This window comes from Herpetosiphonaceae bacterium (assembly GCA_036374795.1).
GTDB lineage: Bacteria > Chloroflexota > Chloroflexia > Chloroflexales > Kallotenuaceae > LB3-1.
Genome location: DASUTC010000103.1, coordinates 1 through 16,369 on the forward strand (window position 1 = coordinate 1; position 16,369 = coordinate 16,369).

Below are 16,369 nucleotides of genomic sequence, written 5' to 3' on the forward strand. Positions count from 1 at the left end.
CAGATCGAGGTGCTGAACGTGCTCGGCGCGGGCGATGCCTTTGCCAGCGGATTGATCTATGGCTACCTTCAGGGCTGGCCGCTGGAGCAGGCGGCGCGCATGGGCAACGCCACCGGCGCGATTGTCGTCACGCGCCACGGCTGCGCCAACTTCATGCCGACGCTCGACGAGGTCGAGGCGTTTGTCGCCGAGCGCGGCGGCTGGTAAATCAATACCCGTATGGGCGACTCGCGGGGTCGCCCATACAAGGACGGCAGATAATCTTATGTCAAACACCAGACGCTTGACCACAGCACAGGCGATCGTCGCATTCTTGCAGCAGCAGCACATCGCCCGTGACGGACGCGAGCAGCCCTTCTTCGCGGGCATCTTCGGCATCTTCGGTCACGGCAACGTCGCGGGCATCGGCCAGGCGCTCCACCAGGCGGGCGACAGCTTCCGCTATTACCAGACGCGCAACGAGCAGGCGATGGTCCACACCGCTGCCGCCTTCGCCAAGATGCACAACCGGCTGCGGACGTTTGCCTGCACCACATCGATCGGGCCGGGCGCGACCAACATGCTCACGGGCGCGGCAGGCGCGACGATCAACCGGCTGCCGGTGCTGCTGCTGCCGGGCGACATCTTCGCCTCGCGCAAGCCCGCGCCGGTCTTGCAGCAGCTCGAATCGCCGCACTCGCAGGACGTGTCGGTCAACGATTGCTTCAGGGCCGTGTCGCGCTACTGGGATCGGATCTACCGCCCGGAGCAGATCATCACCGCGCTGCCGGAGGCGATGCGCGTGCTGACATCGCCCGCCGACACGGGCGCGGTCACGCTGGCGCTGCCGCAGGATGTTCAGGCCGAGGCGTTCGACTATCCCGCCGCGCTCTTCGAGCCGCACATCTGGACGATTCCGCGCCCACGCGCCGACGCCGATCTGCTGCGCCGCGCAGCGGATCTGATCCGCGCCAGCCGCCAGCCACTCCTGATCGCCGGAGGTGGCGTACACTACGGGGAGGCGACCGACGCGCTGCGGCGCTTCGTGGAGGCGACCGGCATCGCCGTGGGCGAGACGCAGGCGGGCAAGGGCGCGCTGCCCTTCGATCATCCGCAGAACCTCGGCGCGATCGGCGTGACGGGCACGCCCGGTGCCAACATCATCGCCCGCGAGGCCGACGTGGTGATCGTGGTCGGATCGCGGCTGTCGGATTTCACCACCGCCTCCAAGACCGCGTTTCAGCATCCCGCCGTGCGCTTCATCGGCATCAACGTCGCCGAGTTCGACGCCTACAAGCACGCCGCGCTGCCGCTGGCCGCCGATGCGCGCGTGACGCTCGACGAGCTGACGGAGCTGCTGCGCGGCTACGATACCGGCTCCGAGTACCGCCAGCGCGTCGCCACGCTGCGCGACGAGTGGGAGCGCGAGGTCGATCGGATCTACCGGCTCGGCCACGGCCCCGTGATCAGCCAGGGCGAAGTGATCGGCATCGTCAACGAGTTCTCGCGACCGCAGGACGTAGTCGTCTGCGCGGCTGGCAGCCTGCCCGGCGATCTCCATAAGCTGTGGCGCACGCGCGATCCCAAAGGCTACCACCTGGAATACGGCTACTCGTGCATGGGCTACGAGATCGCCGGTGGGCTGGGCGTGAAGATGGCCGCGCCCGACCGTGAGGTCTATGTGATGGTCGGCGACGGCTCGTACCTGATGATGGCGCAGGAGATCGTCACGTCGATCCAGGAGCGCATCAAGCTGACGATCGTACTGCTCGACAACCACGGCTTCAGCAGCATCGGCGGGCTGTCGCAATCGGTGGGTAGCGCGGGCTTCGGCACCGAGTACCGCTACCGCGATCCGGTATCCGGCCAGCTTCGCGGCGACGTGCTGCCCGTCGATCTTGCGAGCAACGCCGCCAGCCTGGGCGCGCACGTCTGCCGCGCGGAAGATGCCGCCAGCCTGCGCGAGGCTCTGGCGGCAGCCCGCGCCAGCGACCGCACCACCGTGATCGTGATCCCGGTCGATCGCGAGCAGCGTGTGGGCGGCTACGAATCGTGGTGGGACGTGCCCATCGCCGAGATCTCGGAGGTGGCAGCCGTGCAGCAGGCCCGCGCGGACTACGACGAGGCGCGTCGGCGCGAGCGGTATTTCTTGTAGGTTCGGGGGTCGGGGATCATGAGCACCGCGCGCAGATGCAGCGGCGTTTCTGCGCGGTGCAGTAGGAGGTTTGTGCAAGGCCCTCACCCCGGGCCGGGGTGCCATGCCCGGAGGGCACCCGGCCTGGCACCCGCCCTCTCCCATTGCATAGGAGAGAGGGAGTGTGGGAGGACATCATACAGGAGAGTGAGAGATCAGTTCTTGGTTCTTCGCGCCCGGCCCTTTGTTCTTTGTTCTTTGTTCTCTGTTCTTTAACGAGGCGATCATGATACAGGATGGTATGCTCCTTAACTACATCGGCGGCGCGTGGCGGCGAGCGCAGGCGAGCGAGTTTCTCGACGTGCGCAACCCGGCGACCGCCGAGACGATCGTGCGGGTGCCGCTCTCGACGCGCGAGGACGTGGATGCTGCCGCGCAGGTGGCGCAGGCCGCGTTCGTCGAGTGGCGTCGCACGCCGCCGACCGAGCGGATTCAATATTTGTTCAGGCTGAAGCAGTTGCTCGAAGATCGCTTCGACGAGATCGCGCGGCTGACCACGCAGGAGTGCGGCAAGACGCTGGCCGAGTCGCAGGGCGAGCTGCGGCGCGGCATCGAGAACGTCGAGGTCGCGACGGGCATTCCAACGCTGATGATGGGCAGCAACGTCGAGGACATCGCCAGGGGCATCGACGAGCTGATGATTCGCCAGCCCGTCGGCGTGGTCGCGGCGATCACGCCTTTCAACTTTCCGGGGATGATCCCGCTGTGGTTTTTGCCCTACGCCATCGCCTGCGGCAACACCTTCATCCTCAAGCCCTCCGAGAAAACGCCCGCGACGATGGGCCTGATCTTCGAGCTGATCGATCAGCTTGGCCTGCCGCCGGGCGTGATCAATCTGGTCAACGGCGCGAAAGAAACTGTCGACGCGATCCTCGATCATCCCGCGATCCGCGCGATCTCGTTCGTCGGCTCGTCGGCGGTGGCGAAGTACGTCTATAGCCGGGCCACGGCCAACGGCAAGCGGGCGCAGTGTCAGGGCGGCGCGAAAAACCCGATCCTGGTGCTGCCCGATGCCGACATGGAGATGACGACCAGCATCGTCGCCGACTCGGCCTTTGGCTGCGCTGGGCAGCGCTGTCTGGCGGCGTCGGTGGCGATCACCGTGGGCGAGGCCCGCACGATCTTTGCGCGGCAGATCGCCGACGCCGCGACCTCGCGCAACGTCGGCTACGGGCTGGATACCGGCGTCGAGATGGGGCCGGTGATCTCATCCGCCAGCAAAGAGCGCATCGAGCACCTGATCGAGAGCGGCGCGCGCGCGGGCGCTGAGGTGCTGGTCGACGGGCGCAGCGCGTCGATCGCGGGCTACGAGCGCGGTAGCTTCCTCCGCCCGACGATCTTGCAGAACGTCGATCCGCGCAGCGAGCTGGCGCGCACCGAGATCTTCGGGCCGGTGCTCAGCCTGCTGCACGCCGCGACAATCGACGAGGCGATCGAGCTAGTCAACGGGAGCGCCTACGGCAACATGGCCTGCCTCTTCACCAGCAGCGGCGCTGCGGCGCGCAAGTTCCGCTACGAGGCGCAGGTCGGCAACATCGGGATCAACGTCGGCGTGGCCGCGCCGATGGCCTTCTTCCCGTTCTCCGGCTGGAAAGAGAGCTTTTTCGGCGATCTCCACGCGCAGGGCCGCGACGCGATCGACTTTTACACCGAGAAAAAGATCGTGGTCGAGCGCTGGCCGAGGGAGTGGTCGCGCAAGTTCTAGCGGCCCTCACCTCGGCGCTGCCGCGCTGCCCCTCTCCAGGCCCAGCGGGCACCCTCCCTAGGAGAGGGGAGGATCCTGTCTCGGTATGCGTGCTCCCCCTCTCCTATGCCGCAGGCGATGGGAGAGGGCGGGTGCCAGGCCGGGTGCCCTCCGGGCCTGGCACCCCGGCCCGGGGTGAGGGCCTGAAACTTGAAACTTGATAGAGGACAACATGATCCGAATCGCGAACGCGCCCTGCTCCTGGGGGGCGCTAGAGTTTGATCTGACGACGCCCGCGCCCGGCTACGCCCAAGTGCTCGACGAGATCGCCGCCACGGGCTACACCGGCACTGAGCTGGGCGACTGGGGCTTTATGCCGAGCGATCCCGCGCAGTTATGCGCAGAGCTGGCTGCGCGAAACCTCGCGCTGATCGCGGCCTTCGTGCCGGTCGCACTGGCGAATCCCACGGCCCACGCCGACGGCGAGGCGGTCGCCGTGCGCACCGCGCGGCTCCTGGCGGCGGTCGGTGAGGAGCCGCTGCTGGTGCTGGCCGACGAGAACGGCAGCGTGCCGGAGCGCACGCTGCACGCCGGACGCATCCGCCCAGAGCATGGCCTGAGCGACGATCAGTGGGATGTTTTCGCCAGTGGAGCCACGCGCATCGCGCAGGCGGTGCGTGACGCGACCGGGCTGCGCACGGTGTTTCATCATCACTGCGCGGGCTACGTCGAGACGCCCGACGAGATCAAGGCGCTGATGCAGCGCACCGATCCCGCATTGCTTGGCCTGTGCCTCGACACGGGGCATCTGGTCTATGGCGGCGGCGATCCGCTGGCGGCGCTGGAGCGCTACGGCGATCGGATCTGGCACGTCCACTTCAAGGATTGCGATCCGCAGATCGCGGCTCAGGCGCGGCAGGCGGGCTGGGACTACTTCGAGGCCGTGCGGCGCGGCATCTTCTCGGAGCTGGGTCGCGGCAGCGTGGACTTTCCCGCCGTCTCGCGTACACTGAGCGCGCGCGGCTATCGCGGCTGGATCGTCGTCGAGCAGGATGTATTGCCGGGCATGGGCACGCCCAGGGAGAGCGCCCGGCGCAACCGTGACTATTTACGTTCGATTGGACTGTAACCTATGAGCAATCAAACCATGCTGGCTGCCGTCTTCGCCCGCCCAGGCGTCCTTGAGCTGCAACAGCGCCCGATCCCGCGCATCGTCAACCCCGACGACGTGCTGATTGAGGTCGAAGGCTGCGGCATCTGCGGCACCGATCTACATATTCTGGAAGAGCCGCCCGGTCATCCCGGCACGCCCGGCGTGATCATGGGCCACGAGTACATCGGGCGGGTACTTGAGGTCGGGCCGGGCGTCCACTTTCGCAGGCCGGGCGAGCGCGTGGCGCTCGCGCCCAATCTCAACTGCGGCCTGTGCCGCTTCTGCCGGATCGGGCGGCCCAACCACTGCGAAAACTTCTCGACGCTCGGCATCTTCCGCGACGGCGGCCTGGCGCGCTACAGCGTCGCGCCGGAGCGCGCGTGCTACCCGATCGCCGATCATGTGCCGTTTGAAGATGCCGTCTGGACCGAAGTGCTCTCGTGTGTGGTCAACAGCGTCGACAACGTTAAGGCGCTGCCCGGCCAGACGGCGGTGGTGATCGGCGGCGGGCCGGTGGGGGCGCTCCATGCGCTGCTCTTTCTCGCCGCAGGCGCGCGCGTGATCGTCGCCGATGTGTCGCAGCCGCGTCTGGACCTGCTGCGGCGAGTGGGCGTACACACGACCATCAACGTGCGCGAAGCAGATCTGAGCGAGGCCGTGCGCGCCGAAACCGGCTTCGGCGCTGAGATCGTCGTGGACGCGGTGGGCACGCAGCTAGGCACGAGCCTCGATCTGGCGCGGATGGGAGGACGGATCTCGCTCTTTGGCATGAACAGCCAGGCGCTACCGCCCGTGCGCCAGAACACGATCACCCGCAACGAGCTGACGATCTATGGATCGTACGTCGGCGTCAACACCTTTCCGCGCGCGATTACGATCCTTGAGCAGGGCACGATCAAGCCCTCATGCCTGATCTCGCAGGTCGCGTCGCTGGCGGAGATTCACCAGGCGCTCGCGGCGCTGCGCGACGGCGCGATGATGAAGATCGTGATCCGCCATGACCTGCGGTAGATGGCAGCAAGGGCGGAAGGATCGGCTGATACCATGGTGATTGTGCAGACGGAACGGCTGTTCCTACGGCACGTCCACATCCTCGACCACGAGCCGATGTATCGCATCTTCGGCGATGCTGAGGTGATGCGGTTTGGTGACGGCGTGCAGACGAAAGACGCGGTCCAGCGGTGGCTCATGACCTGTCTTGAGCAGTACTATCGGCAATGGGGCTTTGGCCCCTACGCGGTGGTGAAACGGAGCAGCCGAGAGGTCATTGGCTACTGCGGCTTATTCTTCTTTCCCGATGTCGGCTGCCAACCTGAGCTTGAGCTTGGCTATCGCCTCGCGCGGGCGCACTGGGGCTATGGCTATGCCACCGAGGCGGCTCTGGCCGTGCGCGATTTTGCCTTCCAAACGCTGTGCGTGAAGCGCCTGATCTCGATGATCGACCCCCACAACGTCGCATCGATTCGCGTGGCGAAGAAACTTGGCATGCAGTACGAGCGGGAGGTCATGTTCGATGGCTACACGCACCCGGACCACGTCTATGCCATACATGGGGTTAGCATCTGACCGTCATGCTCCTCGATCTCAATCGACTCCCGCGCGGCGATCGGCAGGGTTCGTCGCCGCGCAGGTTAAAACCCGCCGGAGCGCTACCGCCTACTCCGTCTCGCTGCGTCTGCCTCCGCCCTCATCTTTGACCCAGACGGTCTTGACGTTGACGAACTCGCGGATGCCGTACACGCCCAGCTCGCGACCATAGCCGGAGTGTTTGACGCCGCCAAACGGCAGCCGTGGATCGGAGGCGACCATGCCGTTGATGAAGACCTGCCCGGCCTCGATCTCCTCGATGAAGCGCTCCCGCTCGTCCTCGTCGGTGGTCCACGCGCTGCTGCCCAGGCCAAAGGGCGTGTCGTTTGCCAGCCGAATCGCCTCGTCGATGTCGCGCGTGCGGAACAGCAGCGCCACGGGGCCGAAGATCTCCTCACAGTAGGCGGGCGAATGATGGGGAATATCGGTCAGCACCGTAGGCGCGTAGTAGTTGCCGGGCCGATCGAGGCGCTGCCCGCCGGTCAGACAGCGCGCGCCCTCGCGGATCGATTGCTGCACCTGCTGATCGATATCGTCAAGAATGTCCGGCGTCGCTAGCGGCCCGACATCGGTCGCCGGGTCGAATGGATCGCCCACCTTGAGCGCCGCCATGCCCGCCACAAACCGCCGCTCGAACTCATCCGCGATCGGCTCGGCGACGATAAAGCGCTTGGCGGCGATACACGACTGGCCGTTGTTGATCGTGCGCGCCTTGACGGCGGTCTGCACCGCCGCGTCGAGGTCGGCGCTGGGCATGACGATGAACGGATCGCTGCCGCCCAGCTCCAGGACGGTCTTCTTGATCAGCTTCCCGGCGCGGCTCGCCACCTGGCTGCCGGCAGGCTCGCTGCCCGTCAGCGTCGCGGCCCGCACCCGCTCGTCTTCGAGCACCTGGCGCACCTTGTCGGAGCCGATCAGCAGCGTTTGAAACGCGCCTTCGGGGAATCCGGCCCGCCGCAAGATCTCCTCGATCGCCAGCGCGCACTCCGGCACGTTCGAGGCGTGCTTGAGCAGGCCGACGTTTCCACCCATCAGCGCGGGCGCGGCGAAGCGGAAGACCTGCCAGAACGGAAAATTCCAGGGCATCACCGCCAGGATCGGGCCGAGCGGCTGGTAGCGGATGTAGCTACAGGTCGCGTTAGTCTGGATCACCTCGTCGGCGAGCATCTGCTCGGCGTGATCGGCGTAGTAGCGACAGGCCCAGGCGCACTTCTCGGCCTCGGCAATCGCCGACTGAAGCGTCTTGCCCATCTCGGTCGTCATCAGCCGACCCCACTGCTCCTTCTCGTCCTCCAGAATCTCCGCGGCGCGCAGCATGTTCGCGGCGCGCTCCCCGAACGAGGTGCGTCGGTAGCTGCGAAACGTCTCGACGGCGTGCGCGATCTTTGCGTCGATCTGCTCGTCGGTCAGCGGCTCGAATCGTTTGAGCGTCTCGCCCGTGGCTGGATTAATCGTGGCAATCGGCATGCGATACCCCAATCGCTAATAGTGCGAAGCATGATGCGATTATTGACCCAATCGCCGCTCCCGGTCAAACAGATTTTTGATCCCGATCGGTGCCGGAAACGTGCAGATCCGCCGGTGCGTACCAGCGGATCTGCACGTTCCAAGTTCTAAGTTTCAAGTTTCGAGCTGGAGGCCCTCACCCCCGGCGCTTGCGCGCCACCCCCTTCCCCACCCTCAGGCGGGCCTCCGCCTTCGCGGCATAGGAGAGGGGGAGAATCTGTGCCTGATTCTTGGTTCTTGGTGCGCCGGGTGCCCTTTGGGCATGGCACCCGGTTCTCGGTTCTCGGTTCTTGGTTCTCCGTTCTTGGTTCTACAACCTACGCCACCAGCGCCAGGCCAGCCAGAAGCAGCCGACCTCGAACGGCCCCACCACCAGGAAGGCCGCCCAGAGCGCCAGGAGGCTTGGCTGGATCAGCTCGATCGCCAGGTAGCCCAGGCCAACCACCGACCACACCGCGACGCTGGTGATGAACAGCGGCAGCCGCGTATTGCCGGTGCCGCGCAGCGCGCCCGCGAAGACGAAGGTCCCGGCCCAGAACGGCTGCGCCAGCGCGACGACTCGAATGCCGGCAGCGCCCATCGCGACCATCGCCTGATCGTTGGTGAAGAGGCGCATCAACTGCGGCGCGAAGAGCACAAAGATCACGCCAAGAACGCCCATCCAGATCATCGCCCAGCGCAGCGCGATCGAGGTGATCGCGCGGGCATCCTCCGGCCTGCGCGCGCCGATGCTCTGCCCGACCAGCGCCGTCGCCGCCAGGCCAAAGCCGATGCCGGGCAAGAACGAGAGCGAGAGCACGTTGATGATCACCCGATGCGCCGCCAGCGCCACCGTGCCCAGCCCCGCGACGATCGGCGTGAGCGTGGCGAAGGCCGTGATCACCAGCACCTCTTCCAGCGCCGCAGGCAGCCCGATTCGCAGCACGTCGCGCGCCACGCCGTACTGTGGCCGCCACGAGAGTCCCCGCCCGACGCGCACGCCGTTGCGCCCGCGCAGCAGCACCCAGACCAGAATCACTGCGCCGACCAGCCGCGACAGGAAGGTAGCCCATGCGCTGCCAACCGCTCCCAGCGCGGGCAGGCCAACGTGGCCGTAGATCAGCGCATAGGCCAGCGCGACGTTGAGGATGTTGGCGAAGGCCGTGATCAGCATCGGCGTGCGACTATCGCCCGCGCCGCGCAGCACGCCGCCGCCGATCAGCAGCACCATGATCGTGACGATCGTGCCGATCGTGACATGCAGATATTGAACGGCGATCCGCGCCACGTCGGGCTCCACCCCAAGCAGCCCGACGATCGGCCCGCTGAGCACGAAGCCAAGCAGCGCCAGCGGGATCGACACGATCACGCTCCACAGCAACGACTGTTGCGCATACCGGCTGGCCGCCGCAAGGTCGCCCGCGCCGTACGCCTGCGCGACCAGCACCGACGCGCCCACCGAGAGCGCGCTGAGCGCCGCGATCAGCACAAAGATGATCTGGAGCGCGGAGCCGACACCGGCCAGCGCCGCCGCGCCCAGCCCGGCGACCAGAATCGTATCGACCACGCCGAGCAGCGTCTGGAGCAGGTTCTCGCCGATCACCGGCGCTGCCAGGCCAAGCACTCGTCGCCGCAGGCTTTGCTGCGGCCTGATCGGCACGTTCCCCTCAGCCTGTTCCTTCGTCGCCAGCTCATCCAATCGCATCGCTGTCTCTTGGGTTATCACCAGATCGCTCCATCACATTGCGTTGCAGGTATGCTACCGTAGCGCGCTCGCTTTGTCGATGGTCCAAAGAACGAGGCATAGCATGTGTCTTAAGGACAGGATGCGCGGGCAGATCCGCCGCCACAGGCAAAAAAAAGAGGGCTCTGTGAGCGTATCACAGAGCCCTGACGATCAGCGCTACCGGCAGCTTGACGTGCCTGCTATTGGTTTCCGCCGGACGCTAGAGGAGGCGCGCCGGACGGAATGGGTGGCGTGTGGAACGCAACGCAAAAGGGGTACTATGGGTTGCGGCACGTTGTAGCGCTGACCGTCCATCAGAAAATCGCTGAACACTGGCTCGTTTGCAACAGCCGGGCACGAGATCCTTGATCTTTTTTCTCATACAGGGCGCAGCGTATGGTTTGCGACTGTTGCCATGGAGGTGGGCGATTTCCGATTTCGATAGTCTCAGCCTGGTAGTGTGGAGCTACTTGACTGTTCTGTCTATACTGTAGCAGAGCTTCCTTACCGCCGACCTTACCGCGTTAACAATTTTTAATCTCGTCGGCGATCCGGCTGGCAGGAGTTGAGCGGCTGCTGAAATCATCGCGGCGCGAAGCTGTGGGTCGTGTGCTGCGCCAACTGGATCGCTGGAACAGGACCCGCCGCCGCTCCAACGTGCGTCAAAAACGTAGTACACTGATAGCCGATCGAACCCCTAGTCTGCCCAGAACAACTGCCGCCGCTCAGCATCGGCAACGACGCCGACCCAGGCACGTTAGCTCTGGTATCAAGGATGTACTGATGAGCTATTGGTATCAACGTGTGCGCGATTGGACGCTCCAACTCGTCGGGTTTGCCAGCGTCACCAATACGCGCGGCGAAACCGAGTTTGCCCAGCGGCTCTACGATCTGCTCGCCGAGCTGCCCTACTTCAAAGCCCATCCCGATCAGCTCTGGCTGGAGCGCACCGCCGACGATCTGCGCGAGCGCTACAATCTCTTCGCCCTGGTGCGCGGCGGCGGCCCCGCGACCGTTGTGCTCTCCGGCCACTACGACGTGGTCAGCATCGACAACTACGGCCCGCTCGCGCCGTGGGCATTCGATCCCGAAGCGCTGCTGCCGCGTCTGATCGCCGACCTCGAAGCGCATTGCCGCAGCGAGTCCGATCATCTGGCGCTGCACGATCTCAAGAGCGGCGTGTACCTGCCGGGCCGGGGCGTGCTCGATATGAAAAGCGGCCTGGCCGCAGGCATCGCCGTGCTCTGCCGCTTCTCCGAGATTGCTCGCGAGCGCCAGGGCAGCCTGCTGCTCATCGCCACGCCCGACGAAGAAGACTCGTCGCACGGCATGCGCTCCGCCGCGCTGCGCCTGGGAGCCATCGCTCACGAGCGGCAGCTCGATCTCGACGCCGCGATCAACCTGGACGCGACCAACGATCGCGGCGATGGCAGCGTGGGACAGGCGATCTTCCTGGGTACCGTCGGCAAGCTGCTGCCGCTGGTCTATGTCGTGGGCCGCGATACCCATGCCGGTGTGCCCTTCGACGGCGTGAACGCCAACCTGCTTGCCGCCGAGATCACTCGCCGCATCGAGTGTAACGCCGCCCTCAGCGATGTTGTGGAGGGTGCCGCAGCGCCGCCGCCGGTCAGCCTCAAGCAGAGCGATCTCAAAACACAATACGATGTCACGACGCCCGCCGCCGCCTGGTGCTACTACAACGTCCTGACGCATGGCCGCGCCGCCACCGACGTGCTCGATACAGTGATGGGGCTGGTGCGCGAGGCGCTCGACAGCGCGCTGCAACAGCTTCAGGAGCAGGCCCGCCGCTACGCCGCGCTGGCACAGCAGCCGATCGAGCCGATCCGCTGGCAGCCGCTGGTGCTGAGCTTCGCCGAGCTACAGGCGCGCGTGCGGCAGCAGTGCGGCCCGGAGGCGCTGCACGCGCTCGATGAACTCGCGCTGCGGCTGGCGCAAGATCCGGCGATCGATCTGCCGAGCTTCAACCGCCGCCTGATCGAGGCCTGGTGGTCGCACAGCGGGCTATCCGGCCCCGCCGCCGTCGTCGGCTTCGGCTCACTCTACTATCCGCCCTCCTACGTCAAAGGCAGCACCGAGCGCCAGCGCCGGGTGCGCGATGCCGCAGCGCAGCAGGCCGCAGCGCTCAGCCACGAGACAGCCGTGCCGATCCAGCTTCGCCCGTTTTTCTCCGGCATCTCCGACATGAGCTTCCTCGGTAGCGCCACCAGCGCCGAGGACGTAGCCGCAATCGCCAGCAACACACCGGCCTGGGAGGCCAGGCTGCGCTTCGACTACGCCGCCGTCAGCGCGCTCGACCTGCCGACGATCAACATCGGGCCGTGGGGCCGCGACTACCACCAGCGCCTTGAGCGGGTCCATATGCCCTACTCGTTTGAGGTGCTGCCGGAGCTGATCTGGCGCGTCGCTGGGCGCGTGCTTGAGCAATGTGCCCTGGAGGAACACCTGACCGGCTCGAAGTCAGGAGTATCGTGACTCTGAGGCACGTAAACCCTGGCATTTCACTTCATTGACGTGTCCTTGAGACACATATCCTGTTGATCGGCAGCTTAATCCGCTTCATGTGTGGCGGTGGCGGTGTGGGAGCTTGATCGCTCACCTGCGTTTTCATCCCATAATCAGGCTGCATCGCCTGGGGTATAATGGTGGCGTACCCGATGCCAGCAGGAGTATGCGCATGAGTCAAACGGTTATCGTTTCTGACACCGTGTATCAGCGGTTACAAACCGAAGCGAAACGCCGGGGTCTGAGCCGCGTTGAAGATTTGCTTGAACTGTGGACGACTGGCAAGCATCCCGACCAGCAGCGTCATGAGACTGTCCGCGAGATTCGGGCGTTTCGTGAACGGATGCAAACAAAATATGGCGAGGCGACCGACAGCGTTGAACTGCTTCGTGCCGATCGGATGCGCTAAACCATGACGTCTCTTGTCGTTGATAGCAGTGTCGTCATTAAGTGGTTCGATGCTGAGCCATATGCGACGGAAGCCGAGCGTATTCTCCTGGCTTACGAGCAGGGAACGCTGACGCTCCTTGCACCGGATCTGCTTCTTGCCGAAGTTGGCAACATTATCTGGAAAAAACACACCTTACTCCAGCGATGGTCCGCCACCGAATCCCAGGAAGCCCTGGCTAACTTTCAAGCCCTGTCGTTCACGCTCATCTCGACATCAACGCTGCTGGATGATGCCTTCCACCTTGCGGTGACGCAGCAACGCACAGTGTATGATTCGCTCTACCTGGCCCTCAGCCCCCGCGAGCGGTGTCCATTCGTCACAGCGGACGAACGTTTTGTCAATGCGGTGCATTCCACATTCCCGCAGGTTGTTTGGATCGCGAACTGGCCTTAAAAAGGTACGATTCCAGGTTAAGGTGGGGCACCGCCTCATCATTGCCGACGCAGCCGAGATTGAGTACAATCCCGGCTGGTTATTTTGCCACCGGATCGAGGCATAGATGCAACTGCTTTCGGCTGAGGGACTCAGCAAACAATATGATGACCGGGTGTTGTTCGAGGGTGTCGGGTTTGGCGTCGAGCAGGGCGACCGGATTGGGCTGATCGGGGTCAACGGCAGCGGCAAAAGCACGCTGCTCAAGATCGTCGCGGGCGCGGAGCAGCCCGATCGCGGGCAGGTCACGTATCGCAGCGGCACGCGCGTGGCCTATCTGGCGCAGCAGCCCGACATGGACGATAGCCTGACCGTCCGCGACTATATGTTTGCGGGCGAGGGCGAGCGCCGCCATCTGCTGCGCGACTACGACGCGGTGGTCGCTCGGCTGCGCGCCGCGCCCGACGATCCCACCGCGCTGCACCAGCTTAGCGAGATCAGCGCGCAGCTCGACGCGATGAACGCCTGGGATGCCTACAACGAGGTTGAGGCGATTCTGTCCCGGCTGGGTGTAAGCGATATGGACCAGCGGCTCGGCACGCTTTCGGGCGGTCAGCGACGACGGGTAGCGCTGGCACATGCGCTGATCGAGCCGGCGGACCTGCTGATCCTGGACGAGCCGACCAACCATCTGGACGCCGATACGGTCGACTGGCTGGAAACGGTGCTCGCGCGCATGTCGTCGGCGCTGCTGCTGATCACCCACGATCGCTATGTGCTCGACCGGCTGGTCAGGCATACCTGGGAGCTGGAGCGCGGCACGCTCTACCAGTACGAGGGCGGCTACAGCGTCTTTTTGCAGCAAAAGCTGGAGCGCGCCGCGCAGCGCGCCGCCGATCAGGAGCGTCAGACCAGCATCATGCGCCGCGAGCTGGCCTGGCTCCGCCAGGGGCCGCAGGGACGCGGCACCAAGCAGAAGGCGCGCATCGAGCGGATCAAAGCGATGCAGGCAGCTCCGGAGGACGAGGCGGAGCGTAGCCTGGACATCACGCTCGGCACGCAACGCCTGGGCACGCGCGTGCTGGAATGCCAGCACGTGACCAAAGGCTACGACGGGCAGACGCTCTTCCGTGATCTCACGCTTGAGGTTGGGCGCGGCGAGCGCCTGGGCATCGTCGGGCCGAACGGCAGCGGCAAGTCCACGCTGCTCAACCTGCTGACCGGACGCGACCAGCCCGACGCGGGCGAGATCGTGCGCGGCGAGACGGTTCATCTGGCATACTACGATCAAGAAAGCCAGGCGCTCGACGATACCATGCGTGTGATCGATTATGTCACCGAGGCGGCGGCGCTCGTGCGCACCAGCGACGGCCAGATCGTCTCGGCGGCGGATATGCTGGAGCGCTTTTTGTTCCCGCCGCGCATGCACTACGCGCTGATCGGGACACTTTCGGGCGGCGAGCGGCGGCGGCTCTACCTGCTGCGCACGCTCATGTTCGCTCCCAACGTGCTGCTGCTGGACGAGCCCAGCAACGATCTCGATGTGCAAACGCTGGCCGCGCTGGAAAGCTATCTCGACAGCTTCACCGGCACGCTGCTGATCGCCTCGCACGATCGCTATCTACTGGATCGCACCGTCGATCATCTGCTGGTCTTCGAGGGCAGTGGCATCGTTCGCACCTTTCCGGGCAGCTACTCAGCCTACGCCGCCGACCGACGCGAGCGACCGGCGCAGCAGCCGAAGCCAGCGGAGCGCACGCCGCCGCGCAAACCAGCGCGCGAGCCGCGTCCACGTACGCTGTCGTTCAAGGAGCGCAAGGAGCTTGCGGCCCTGGAAGAGCGCATCGCCGCGCTAGAGGCGCAGCAGGCCGAGCTTAACGCCCAGCTCAGCAGCGGCGCTACGCCCTACGACGAAATGCAGCGGATGGCGGAGGCGCTCAGCGCCGCCAACACCGAGCTTGAGCAGGCGTTCGAGCGCTGGGCCGAGCTGGCCGCGATTGCCGAGAGTACGGGGTGAACGGGGAACGAACAAAGAACAAAGAACAAAGAACAGAGAACAAACGCAGAACCAAGAACGAAGAGCCAAGAACCAAGAACAAAGGACCGAGAACGATTTCCACCCCCTCTCCTACCGCAGTGGGAGAGGGCGGGTGCCAGGCCCAAAGGGCACGAACGTGAAACTTGGAACTTGGAACTGACCTTCCTGGCCCCGATCTCACAATCTTGCGTAGTCGGCAGGACTAGAGTACTATAATCCGGTCAAAGGTCATACCGCGCTGGCGCTGACAACTGGGCTAAGCTCCGATCTTTCTCAACCGACATGTGGGCGCGTCCCACCGCACAATAGCCCTACTGGATAGCTATGCGGATGATGCTTTTGACCTTGTGCTCGATTCATGGGTCGGCTATCCTTGCACAACGACGCGCCATAACCACCCATTTATCACAATAAGCTTCCCCCCACCACCCTGCCACATGCTATCTGCATGATTGCCCGGCACATGGTGTATGCCGTCTGCCTCTGGCGAGCATGTCATTCATCGGGCAGGATTCATGGTGTCCTGGTTGTCATGGACGACTCGCTTCAGCCGTCGCACACCATCGGCTGAAGGCGTCATCTCAGGGCTTTTGCCCATATCCAAAGGAGACTGACCATGAAAGTTCGCGCGCCGGAAGTCGACAAGACCGCCATCAGCCCGTACGACCGCTACTGCGACGGCTATTCTCGTCCGGGGGCAGAGGGAAACGGCTATGTCTGCGTGGTAAAGGTGGCTACTGGTACGGTGGTCAAAACCGATGACTTCTTGCTGGATGGTATCGTCGCCTACGACCGGGCCGAGGCAAACGATGCCTACATCGGCCAGATCAACATGGAGACGGCCTCATCATTCTGCGGGATCGCGGGCCAGGTCTGGGGCTATGACCTCGCCACCGCCGACATCATCGCCCAGGGTGGGCAGGAGCCGCTCTTCGAGGTCCAGCAGTACGACGGATCGATGCTGCCGGTCTATGACGCGCAACCGCTGATGGATGCGGGTATCGCGCTGTTCGGCACCGAGCAAGACCGCCGCTTTCCACCCGCGCCGGGCGCTCACGTCATCTGCGCCAACAAGAGCGTCACGGTATCGCGCCCGAAGGAGGGATCGCTTCAGCCCGACGACGCCTACGGCGTCTGGTGTTTTATCGCCCTCTCGATCACCAGGGACCGCGATAAC

At 64.8% G+C, this 16,369-nt stretch carries 13 protein-coding genes; 11 read left to right on the forward strand and 2 right to left on the reverse strand.

The features are described from left to right. The 6 genes from VFZ66_07210 to VFZ66_07235 all read left to right on the forward strand — a co-directional run. Positions 1-207 (forward strand): PfkB family carbohydrate kinase (locus VFZ66_07210; GenBank protein ID HEX6288961.1); only part of this gene is annotated, 207 nt, incomplete at its 5' end. Positions 208-265: 58 nt separating this feature from the next. Next, positions 266-2,134, forward strand: coding sequence for a 3D-(3,5/4)-trihydroxycyclohexane-1,2-dione acylhydrolase (decyclizing) (iolD, locus tag VFZ66_07215; protein HEX6288962.1), 1,869 nt, complete (start codon positions 266-268; stop codon positions 2,132-2,134). Between the two features lie 265 nt (positions 2,135-2,399). Next, entirely contained in the window at positions 2,400-3,878 is a 1,479-nt protein-coding gene (locus VFZ66_07220; protein HEX6288963.1) for a CoA-acylating methylmalonate-semialdehyde dehydrogenase, read from the forward strand. Positions 3,879-4,089: 211 nt separating this feature from the next. Beyond that, a complete protein-coding gene (locus VFZ66_07225) occupies positions 4,090-4,986 on the forward strand; it encodes a TIM barrel protein (GenBank protein ID HEX6288964.1) in 897 nt (298 codons plus the stop codon). A 3-nt stretch (positions 4,987-4,989) separates the two neighbouring features. Then, positions 4,990-6,021, forward strand: coding sequence for an alcohol dehydrogenase catalytic domain-containing protein (locus VFZ66_07230; GenBank protein HEX6288965.1), 1,032 nt, complete (start codon positions 4,990-4,992; stop codon positions 6,019-6,021). 33 nt (positions 6,022-6,054) lie between these two features. Next, complete coding sequence (locus tag VFZ66_07235) at positions 6,055-6,576, forward strand: GNAT family N-acetyltransferase (protein ID HEX6288966.1); 522 nt, start codon at positions 6,055-6,057, stop codon at positions 6,574-6,576. Between the two features lie 90 nt (positions 6,577-6,666). On the opposite strand, the gene VFZ66_07240 is transcribed toward VFZ66_07235, so the two are convergent. Together VFZ66_07240 and VFZ66_07245 are read right to left on the reverse strand one after the other, a co-directional pair. After that, positions 6,667-8,064 carry an NADP-dependent succinic semialdehyde dehydrogenase gene (locus VFZ66_07240; protein ID HEX6288967.1) on the reverse strand — a complete coding sequence of 466 codons (1,398 nt, stop codon included), beginning with the start codon at positions 8,062-8,064 and terminating at the stop codon, positions 6,667-6,669. 349 nt (positions 8,065-8,413) lie between these two features. Continuing rightward, a complete protein-coding gene (locus tag VFZ66_07245; protein HEX6288968.1) occupies positions 8,414-9,787 on the reverse strand; it encodes an MATE family efflux transporter in 1,374 nt (457 codons plus the stop codon). An 804-nt stretch (positions 9,788-10,591) separates the two neighbouring features. Here VFZ66_07245 and VFZ66_07250 point away from each other — a divergent pair. From VFZ66_07250 to VFZ66_07270, 5 genes are all read left to right on the forward strand, one after another. Next, positions 10,592-12,301 carry a M20/M25/M40 family metallo-hydrolase gene (locus VFZ66_07250; protein HEX6288969.1) on the forward strand — a complete coding sequence of 570 codons (1,710 nt, stop codon included), beginning with the start codon at positions 10,592-10,594 and terminating at the stop codon, positions 12,299-12,301. Positions 12,302-12,503: 202 nt separating this feature from the next. Further along, positions 12,504-12,740 carry a hypothetical protein gene (locus tag VFZ66_07255; GenBank protein HEX6288970.1) on the forward strand — a complete coding sequence of 79 codons (237 nt, stop codon included), beginning with the start codon at positions 12,504-12,506 and terminating at the stop codon, positions 12,738-12,740. Positions 12,741-12,743: 3 nt separating this feature from the next. After that, positions 12,744-13,175 carry a type II toxin-antitoxin system VapC family toxin gene (locus VFZ66_07260; GenBank protein ID HEX6288971.1) on the forward strand — a complete coding sequence of 144 codons (432 nt, stop codon included), beginning with the start codon at positions 12,744-12,746 and terminating at the stop codon, positions 13,173-13,175. A gap of 106 nt (positions 13,176-13,281) precedes the next feature. After that, positions 13,282-15,171: an ABC-F family ATP-binding cassette domain-containing protein gene (locus tag VFZ66_07265; protein ID HEX6288972.1), complete on the forward strand. Its 1,890-nt coding sequence runs from the start codon at positions 13,282-13,284 to the stop codon at positions 15,169-15,171. Between the two features lie 637 nt (positions 15,172-15,808). Continuing rightward, the coding region (locus VFZ66_07270) for a histidine decarboxylase, pyruvoyl type (protein ID HEX6288973.1) at positions 15,809-16,369 on the forward strand (561 nt) is incomplete at its 3' end.

What these genes read in the sequence shown, in the direction of transcription:
- VFZ66_07255 (HEX6288970.1), top strand. Translation starts at nt 12,504, where the DNA reads ATGAGTCAAACGGTTATCGTTTCTGACACCGTGTATCAGCGGTTACAA.
- VFZ66_07240 (HEX6288967.1), bottom strand. Translation starts at nt 8,064, where the DNA reads ATGCCGATTGCCACGATTAATCCAGCCACGGGCGAGACGCTCAAACGA.
- VFZ66_07220 (HEX6288963.1), top strand. Translation starts at nt 2,400, where the DNA reads ATGATACAGGATGGTATGCTCCTTAACTACATCGGCGGCGCGTGGCGG.
- VFZ66_07250 (HEX6288969.1), top strand. Translation starts at nt 10,592, where the DNA reads ATGAGCTATTGGTATCAACGTGTGCGCGATTGGACGCTCCAACTCGTC.
- VFZ66_07225 (HEX6288964.1), top strand. Translation starts at nt 4,090, where the DNA reads ATGATCCGAATCGCGAACGCGCCCTGCTCCTGGGGGGCGCTAGAGTTT.
- VFZ66_07265 (HEX6288972.1), top strand. Translation starts at nt 13,282, where the DNA reads ATGCAACTGCTTTCGGCTGAGGGACTCAGCAAACAATATGATGACCGG.
- VFZ66_07235 (HEX6288966.1), top strand. Translation starts at nt 6,055, where the DNA reads ATGGTGATTGTGCAGACGGAACGGCTGTTCCTACGGCACGTCCACATC.
- VFZ66_07230 (HEX6288965.1), top strand. Translation starts at nt 4,990, where the DNA reads ATGAGCAATCAAACCATGCTGGCTGCCGTCTTCGCCCGCCCAGGCGTC.
- VFZ66_07260 (HEX6288971.1), top strand. Translation starts at nt 12,744, where the DNA reads ATGACGTCTCTTGTCGTTGATAGCAGTGTCGTCATTAAGTGGTTCGAT.
- iolD (HEX6288962.1), top strand. Translation starts at nt 266, where the DNA reads ATGTCAAACACCAGACGCTTGACCACAGCACAGGCGATCGTCGCATTC.
- VFZ66_07245 (HEX6288968.1), bottom strand. Translation starts at nt 9,787, where the DNA reads ATGCGATTGGATGAGCTGGCGACGAAGGAACAGGCTGAGGGGAACGTG.